The sequence below is a fragment of the Methylobacterium sp. WL103 genome (assembly GCF_008039885.1).
GTDB classification, from domain to species: Bacteria; Pseudomonadota; Alphaproteobacteria; order Rhizobiales; family Beijerinckiaceae; genus Methylobacterium; species Methylobacterium cerastii.
Genome location: NZ_VRUX01000218.1, coordinates 1 through 6,716, shown reverse-complemented (window position 1 = coordinate 6,716; position 6,716 = coordinate 1). Strand labels below are relative to the sequence as shown.

7 protein-coding genes are annotated in these 6,716 nt (G+C 72.9%); 3 read left to right on the top strand and 4 right to left on the bottom strand.

The annotated features are described in order from the left end of the window. The coding region (locus FV222_RS14185; protein ID WP_147814758.1) for a capsular biosynthesis protein at nucleotides 1–1,364 on the bottom strand (1,364 nt) is incomplete at its 3' end. 356 nt (nucleotides 1,365–1,720) lie between these two features. Between FV222_RS14185 and FV222_RS14180 the strand changes: the two genes are divergently transcribed. Genes FV222_RS14180 through FV222_RS14170 form a run of 3 tightly spaced genes read left to right on the top strand, consistent with a single transcriptional unit; the run spans nucleotide 1,721 to nucleotide 4,689 of the window. Continuing rightward, a complete protein-coding gene (locus FV222_RS14180; RefSeq protein ID WP_147762215.1) occupies nucleotides 1,721–3,028 on the top strand; it encodes a capsular biosynthesis protein in 1,308 nt (435 codons plus the stop codon). Between the two features lie 33 nt (nucleotides 3,029–3,061). Next, nucleotides 3,062–3,829, top strand: a complete 768-nt coding sequence (locus FV222_RS14175) for an SDR family NAD(P)-dependent oxidoreductase (RefSeq protein ID WP_147762216.1) — start codon at nucleotides 3,062–3,064, stop codon at nucleotides 3,827–3,829. After that, entirely contained in the window at nucleotides 3,829–4,689 is an 861-nt protein-coding gene (locus FV222_RS14170; protein ID WP_147762217.1) for a formyltransferase family protein, read from the top strand. The genes FV222_RS14175 and FV222_RS14170 overlap by 1 nt, the downstream gene beginning before the upstream one ends. Before the next feature lie 4 nt (nucleotides 4,690–4,693). Here the strand turns inward: FV222_RS14170 and FV222_RS14165 are convergent, their stop codons facing one another. The 3 genes from FV222_RS14165 to FV222_RS14155 form a co-directional block, all read right to left on the bottom strand. Then, entirely contained in the window at nucleotides 4,694–4,894 is a 201-nt protein-coding gene (locus FV222_RS14165) for a hypothetical protein (protein WP_147753737.1), read from the bottom strand. 130 nt (nucleotides 4,895–5,024) lie between these two features. Continuing rightward, entirely contained in the window at nucleotides 5,025–5,621 is a 597-nt protein-coding gene (locus FV222_RS14160) for a glutathione S-transferase (RefSeq protein WP_147762218.1), read from the bottom strand. A gap of 29 nt (nucleotides 5,622–5,650) precedes the next feature. Continuing rightward, nucleotides 5,651–6,716: alpha/beta hydrolase (locus tag FV222_RS14155; RefSeq protein WP_147814756.1), on the bottom strand; the 1,066-nt coding region annotated here is incomplete at its 5' end.

Here is a 6,716-nt window from a genome sequence, read left to right as displayed (position 1 = left end):
GCGCGGGCGGCGCTGAGGCGGTCGAGCAGCTGCTCGGGGCCGCAGGGCTTCATCGCCACCGGGTCGAGGTAGCGCGGATACAGGATCAGCGCGCCGGCGACGAGCTCGTCGAGGGCGAGCGTGCGGCCGCGATCGGTGCCCGGCGCGAGGTCCTCGGTCAGGCCCCAGCCGGCATAGAACGGGCGCCCGTGGGTGGCGACGCTCAGGCCCCGGATCAGCGCCTCGAAGCCTGCGAGCGACGTCATGGTCTCGACGTGGTGCACCCGGTCGAGCAGGTCGACGATGCTCAGGCCCGAGACGATCCGGTCGGCGAGCGCAATCGCCTCGGCCTCGGGGATCGCACCGGGGCGGAACCCGGCCTCGACGTCGGGGTGCGGCTTGTAGAGCAGGAACGCATCCGGGTTGCGCGCCCGCGCCGCCTGGAGCAGGGCGCGGTTCGAGCGCACGTTGGGCGAGCCGTAGCGGACCGAGGCGTCGTCCTCGACCTGCCCCGGCACCAGCACGATGCGCCGCCCCGCCGGCCAGTCGCCCGCCGCCACTGCCAGCCCGACATTGTACTTGCTCAGCCGCCGCGCGACGATCGTCTCGCGCAACGCCTTCGCCCGCGCGACGAGGGCGTCCGGGAATTCGGCCTCGGCCAGGATCCGCGAAAGCCGGCTCTCGCGCCGCGGATCGTAGTAGATGCCGCGATCGTCCACCACGATCGAGGCGCCGGGCTGCAGGCTCGCGCCGAGGCCGACCGAGCGCAGGAAGCCGTCCTCGACCCGCGCGAGCGGAAGGCCCGCCGCCGCGCAGGCGCTCTCCAGGGCCTCCGGAGCGCGGGTCGCCCAGGCGAGCACCTGCCCGTCGTGACGCTTGGCGGCGGCCACCGCGTCGGCGGTGGTCATGGTATGGATCGGCGCGCCCGCCGGGCCGACGGCGAAGGCGTCGAGCGCCGGCCGCTTCCAGCGCGAGATGCCGACGTAGACGGCGCGCCGCGCGTTCTCGGAAAACCGCGCCCGGAGCCAGGCGACGCGCTCGGCGCAGTCCTCGCGATCGATGGGCGCGCGGGTCCAGGGGTCGAAATGGTGGACGCCCGGCGCCTCGCGCCCGCCGACGGGCGCGCCGGCAAAAGTCAGGGTCAGGCTCGAAAACCCGGTCGCGGCCTGGTCGTAGGGGCTGAGCAGCGGCCCCGGGGCGACCACGAGCACCGGACGCCCGGCCAGCCGCAGCATCCTCGCGGCCGCGCCGTCGCCCCAGACGACGGCGGCGCTTGCCAGGCCCGGCGCGCCGAAGCGGCTGCCGGTGGCGGCCTCGATCTCGGCGCGCAACAGCCGGACCGTGGGTTCGACGGCGAAGAGCGAGGCAGGAAGGGTCGGGCGCATCACCACGTCGGTCGAGGGCTCCGGGCCGGCCGGCTGATGGGCATCGGATCGCGCCGGCCGCGACGCGCCCCTGCCCAGGCTCCGCGGGCTTTATCCCACTTCGGCCCCCGCAGGCGAATGCTTCCGCAAAGGGAGTGCGCGATACGCTTGGGGAGCGACACGGCCCGGACATATCGCCGCCGCGATTGACACCTAGCTCGGAGGCGGTTCGCGATCGGACCCGACGCCGTGGCCGGACGGCCACGGTCCGCCGGAATCCGGCGGGCCGGCGCGGCTTCGGATTGCCCGGCCGTCTCGACCGTGCAACCCGTGATGGCGGCCCCGTCCCGTCTGCTGAAGGTACAGAGCGCTCCGGAATGCTTCAGCCTCGCCCAGATCCCACCGATGCGAGCCCGGCGACGTTCCTCTTCCTCCAGGGGCTCGCCTCGACCTTCTTCTCCGATCTCGGGAAGGCGCTCGCCGGCCGCGGGCATCGGGTGCGCCGCATCAACTTCTGCCCCGGCGACTGGCTGTTCTGGCGCGGCGACGCCGACCATTACCGCGGCACCCGCCCAGGCTGGGAAGCCTGGCTCGACGCCTACGTCGCCACCCACGGCGTCACCGACATCGTCCTGTTCGGCGATTGCCGCCCCTATCACGTCGTCGCCCGCGCGGTCGCGGTCGCACGGGGCCTGCGCGTCCACGTGTTCGAAGAGGGCTACATCCGCCCGAACTGGATCACCTGCGAGCTCGGCGGCGTGAACGGATACTCGACCCTGCCGAAGACCGCCGAGACGGTGCGGGCGGTGGCGCGGCGCCTGCCGCAGCCCGGCCGCGCGATGCCCTCCACCGGCGACATGGCGCTCCGCAGCATCTGGGACGTCGGCTACAACGTCGCCAACGTCTGCTTCCCCTACCTCTACCCGCGCTTCCGCAGCCACCGCCCGACGCACATCGCGATGGAATATGCGGGCTGGATCAAGAAGTTCTCCCGCCGCGGCCGCACCCGGCGCGAGGCCGCGCGCTGCAACGAGATCTACAACGCGGTCGGCTGCGACTACTTCCTGCTGCCGCTCCAGCTCGACAGCGACTACCAGATCCGCGTGCACTCCCCCTTCCTCGGGGTCGAGGGCTTCATGGACCGGGTGATCAAGTCCTTCGCCGAGGCCTCGGAGGCGCCGAGCCGCCTCCTGGTGAAGTTGCATCCCCTCGATGCCGGCCTGATCAACTGGCGAAAGTTCGCCCGCGCCTCGGCCCGCCGCCACGGCGTGAGCGAGCGCCTCGACTTCATCGACGGCGGCGACCTGCCCAGCCTGATCGCCGGCGCCCGCGGCGTGGTGATCGTCAACAGCACCGTCGGGATGCTCTCGCTGGAGATGGGCCGGCCGACCATGGCGCTCGGCACCGCGATCTACAACATGCCCGGCCTCACCCATCAGGGCGACATCGACGGCTTCTGGACCGCGCCGACCGCGCCGGACCTCGGCCTGATGGCCGATTTCCGCCGCGTCGTGCTGCACCGGACGCAGGTGAACGGCGGCTACTTCTCCAAATCCGCCATCGCGCGGGCCGTCGCCGCCACGGTGCCGCGGATGGAGGCGGCGCTTCCCGACGCCCTCGTCGCCGTCGCCCGAACGATCCGCGAGGGCGAGGCCAGGACCGGCCGCCTCGCCGAGGTATATTGATCCGGCCGACCGGCGTGCGGTAGCACCCGGACCATGCCCCACATCCTGATCACCGGCGCATCGAGCGGCATCGGCGCGGCTTTGGCCCGTCGCTACGCCCGGCCCGGAAACCGCCTCACCCTCAACGCCCGCGATCCCGGCCGCCTCGCCGCGGTGGCCGCCGAATGCCGCGCGCGCGGCGCGGAGGCGACGACCGTGCCCCTGGACCTGCGCGACCGCGAGGCGGTCCGCACCTGGATCCGGGCGCTCGACGCGGACTGCCCGATCGACCTCGTGATCGCCAACGCGGGCGTCAACGGCGGGCACCCGACCGGCGCGGTCGAGAGCGAGGACGTCGCCTTCGAGACCCTCGACATCAACCTCGTCGGCTGCCTCAACGTCGTCCTGCCCTGCGTGACCGCCATGGCGGCGCGGGGACAGGGCCAGATCGGGCTGATCTCCTCGCTCGCCGCATACGCGCCGCTCGCCGACGCACCCTCCTACAGCGGCACCAAGGCGGCGCTGGTGGCGCACGGCCAGGCCTTGCGCGCCAAGCTGGCACCGACGGGCGTGCGGGTGAACGTGGTGATGCCGGGCTACGTGAAGACGCCGATGGGCGGGCAGCTCAAGGGCTGGCGTCCGCTGGAGATGAGCCCCGACCAGGCCGCCGAGCGCATCGCCCGCGGGCTGGCGCGCAACCAGGAGATCGTCACCTTCCCGAGCGTGCTGTTCCACCTCGCCCGCGCCGGCCTCGTCGCGCCGGAATTCCTGCGCACCGCCGCCATGCGGGCCTTCCGCTTCCAGCTGCGTCCGCGCCGCTGATGCGCAAGCCCAGGATCGCGCTCTTCGCCCTCGAAGCGCTGCCGAACGCGCGCGCCGTGCGCCGGTTCGTCGCCGACCATGCCGGCGAGATCGCCTTCGTCGGCCTGTCGAACGCCGAGCGGCCCTCGACGGGAGGCCTCGTCGGCCAGGTCCGGCGCCACCTCGCCCGCTCCGGGCCGGCCTTCCTGCCGTACCTGGCGGTGAACTTCGGCCTGCCGGACCTGCTTCGGCTCGTCGCCCCGCTGACGCAGCGGATCGCCGGGACCACTGGCACGCCCGAGGCGACGCCGCTGGCGACCCTGTGCCGGCAGCGCGATGTCCCGACGCTGACGGTGGACGACGTCAACGGACCCGAGGTCGCCGACCTGTTGTGGCTTCACGCGCCGGACCTGATCGTCACCTTCCACTTCGACCAGATCCTCTCGGGCGCGACGATCGCGGCCGCGCGGCTCGGCGGCCTCAACGTCCATCCCGGCCTGCTGCCGCACCATCGCGGGCCGGTGCCGACGATTCATGCGCTGGCCGAGGGGCCGGATGCCTTCGGCGTGTCGATCCACCGGCTGGCCGTGGCGATCGATGCCGGGGCGATCTTGGAACAGGCGCAGGTGGCGCTGCCTGCGGACGTGACCGCGACCCGTGCCGCAGTGCTCCTGCACGAGCACGGCCGGCTCCTGCTCGACGGGGTGCTGGACGTGGTGGCTCGCGACGGCGCGGTGCCGGAGGGCCGCACCGTGCCGGTCCTGCCCTACTGCCCGTTTCCCGATGCCGGCTTCCTCAAGGCGATGCGCCTCAAGCGGCGCTACCTCACGGATGTCGGCGACCTGCGCGAGGCCCTGAGCCTGTCGGCCCGCGGCGCCTGAGGGCCTACGGGTGGCGGCGGGTCGGCGCACGCCGGTAGGCGACGCGGGCGAGCACCAGGGCGCCGCCGACCTGCAGGAGACCGTTCTCAGCAAGCTCCGACGGCGCAATGTGCCACTGGAGCACCAGACGCGTCAGCGCGTTCAGTGCCATAAGCGCGAGGCAGAAGGCGGCGGCGGCAAGCAGCGCGGCGACGAAATCGGGCATGGCTCGGCATCCCACTCTCGGAGGATGCCGTACGCCGCAAGAACCGCGCCGGAGGGGCGTGCGGGCGTGTACTGCCGAACCTGAGTGATCCCTTCGCGGCGACGGGTCCGGCCTTCGCTCGCGTGCCGGATCAGGCCGTCGCGCGCATCGAGGCCCGCTCGCTGAAATCCGCGAGCCAGGCGGCGAGGTTCGGCCGGCCCTCGCGCCAGCCGAGGTCGGCGAAGCGGAGGTCGAGGTAGCCGAGGGCGCAGGCGAGCGCGATCGTGCCGACGTCGACGCCGCCGAGCGCGCCGACCTGGGTCTCGAACCAGTCGAGCGCGCTGGCGATCTTGGCGCCCTGCCCGTCCATCCAGGCCTGCGAGCGCTCGGACTCGGCGCGCGTCGTCAGCTCGTAGCGGATCAGCAGGGCGGCATCGAGCACCGCGTCGGCGGTCGATTGCAGGTTCAGCGCCGCCCAGCGGGCCGCGCCCGGTGCCGGAAACAGCTGCCCGCCGGCCAGCGCGTCGAGGTACTCGCAGATCACCCGGCTGTCGGCGATCGCTTCGCCGCCGTCGAGGATCAGGGTCGGGACCTGCGCCAGCGGATGCGCGGCGAGCACCTGCCCGTCCCGCGTCACCGGGTGGACGGCGCTCGGAAGCCGCTCGATGCGCTCGGCCAATCCGAGCTCGTGGGCCGTTACCATCACCTTGCGGACGAAGGGCGAGGTCGGCGAGTGGAACAGCTTCATCGAAGGTCTCGCGGAGGCAGGCGGCGCGATCAGCGCCGCGCGGCGGGTTTCACGGAGCTCGCGTTCGTCGCCGCGGTGGGCGGGCTCACGCGCGGGGTCTCGACGAACAGGCGCTTCACCGGCCATCCGTCGGCCCAGCGCTCCATGTCGCCGAAGCGCGGATTGGTCTTCAGGCCGGTGAAGTCCTGGCCGGCGAAGGCGGCGGTCGCGGCGAGGTCGAAGGTCTTCCAGAACGCGAGGTAGTCGAGGGTGTCGGCCCGCGCGTTGTTGATCTGCGCCACGAGCGTCTGCTGCTCGCCCGAGAGCGACATGTCCGCCGACCACTTGAACGGCGGCGGCTTGGTGTCCTTCGGGTCGGCCGGCAGCTTGATCGCGGTGCCGTCGAAGGCGGCGTCGAGCCCGGCGGGCGCCGCGAGCGTCGCGGTGAGCGCGGGGAAGCCGTGGTCGTCGGAGAGCGCGCGCATGAACAGCTTGCGCTCGATCGGCACCGCGCTCGCCTCGCGCAGGAGCCGGCGGGCCGCGAGGTCGGCCGCGCGGGCGTCGCGGTCGCCGATCATGGTGACGAGCAGCGTCTGGGGCGCGATCCTGGTGAGGTCGCCGAGTATGACGCCGCGCGATTTCGGCCCGCTGGCGATGCCGCCAGGCATCACGCCGAACACCAGCTTTGGCGCGGGCAGGCCCTGGTCCTTCGCATCCGCCGCGATGTCCATGGCGAGCGGGACTCCGGCGAGATGGCCGATGAGCGCGACCTTCGTTAGGTCGGGCTTGGCGTCCGCGTCCGCGGAGAGCGCGTCGAGCGCGACCTTGAGGGCGCCCTCGGCGTTCGCGACCGCGTCGGCCGGGCGAGTTCGGTTCACCTCCTGGAAGCGCGGGAACAGGACGACCCAGCCGTTACGGGCGAGGTGGTCGATCCAGGCGCCGTAGCTCTGCGGGTTGGTGGCGCCCCAGCCATGTAGGAACACAACGACCGGCCGGCCCTCGGCTGGGGCAGCGCCCACCGCATGGAAGACGAAGGTCGAGGCGCCGGTCCGGCCGACGGCGCGCTTGACGATCGTGAGCTTGCGGTCGCCGACGCCGCCCGGGCCGTCGTTCGGC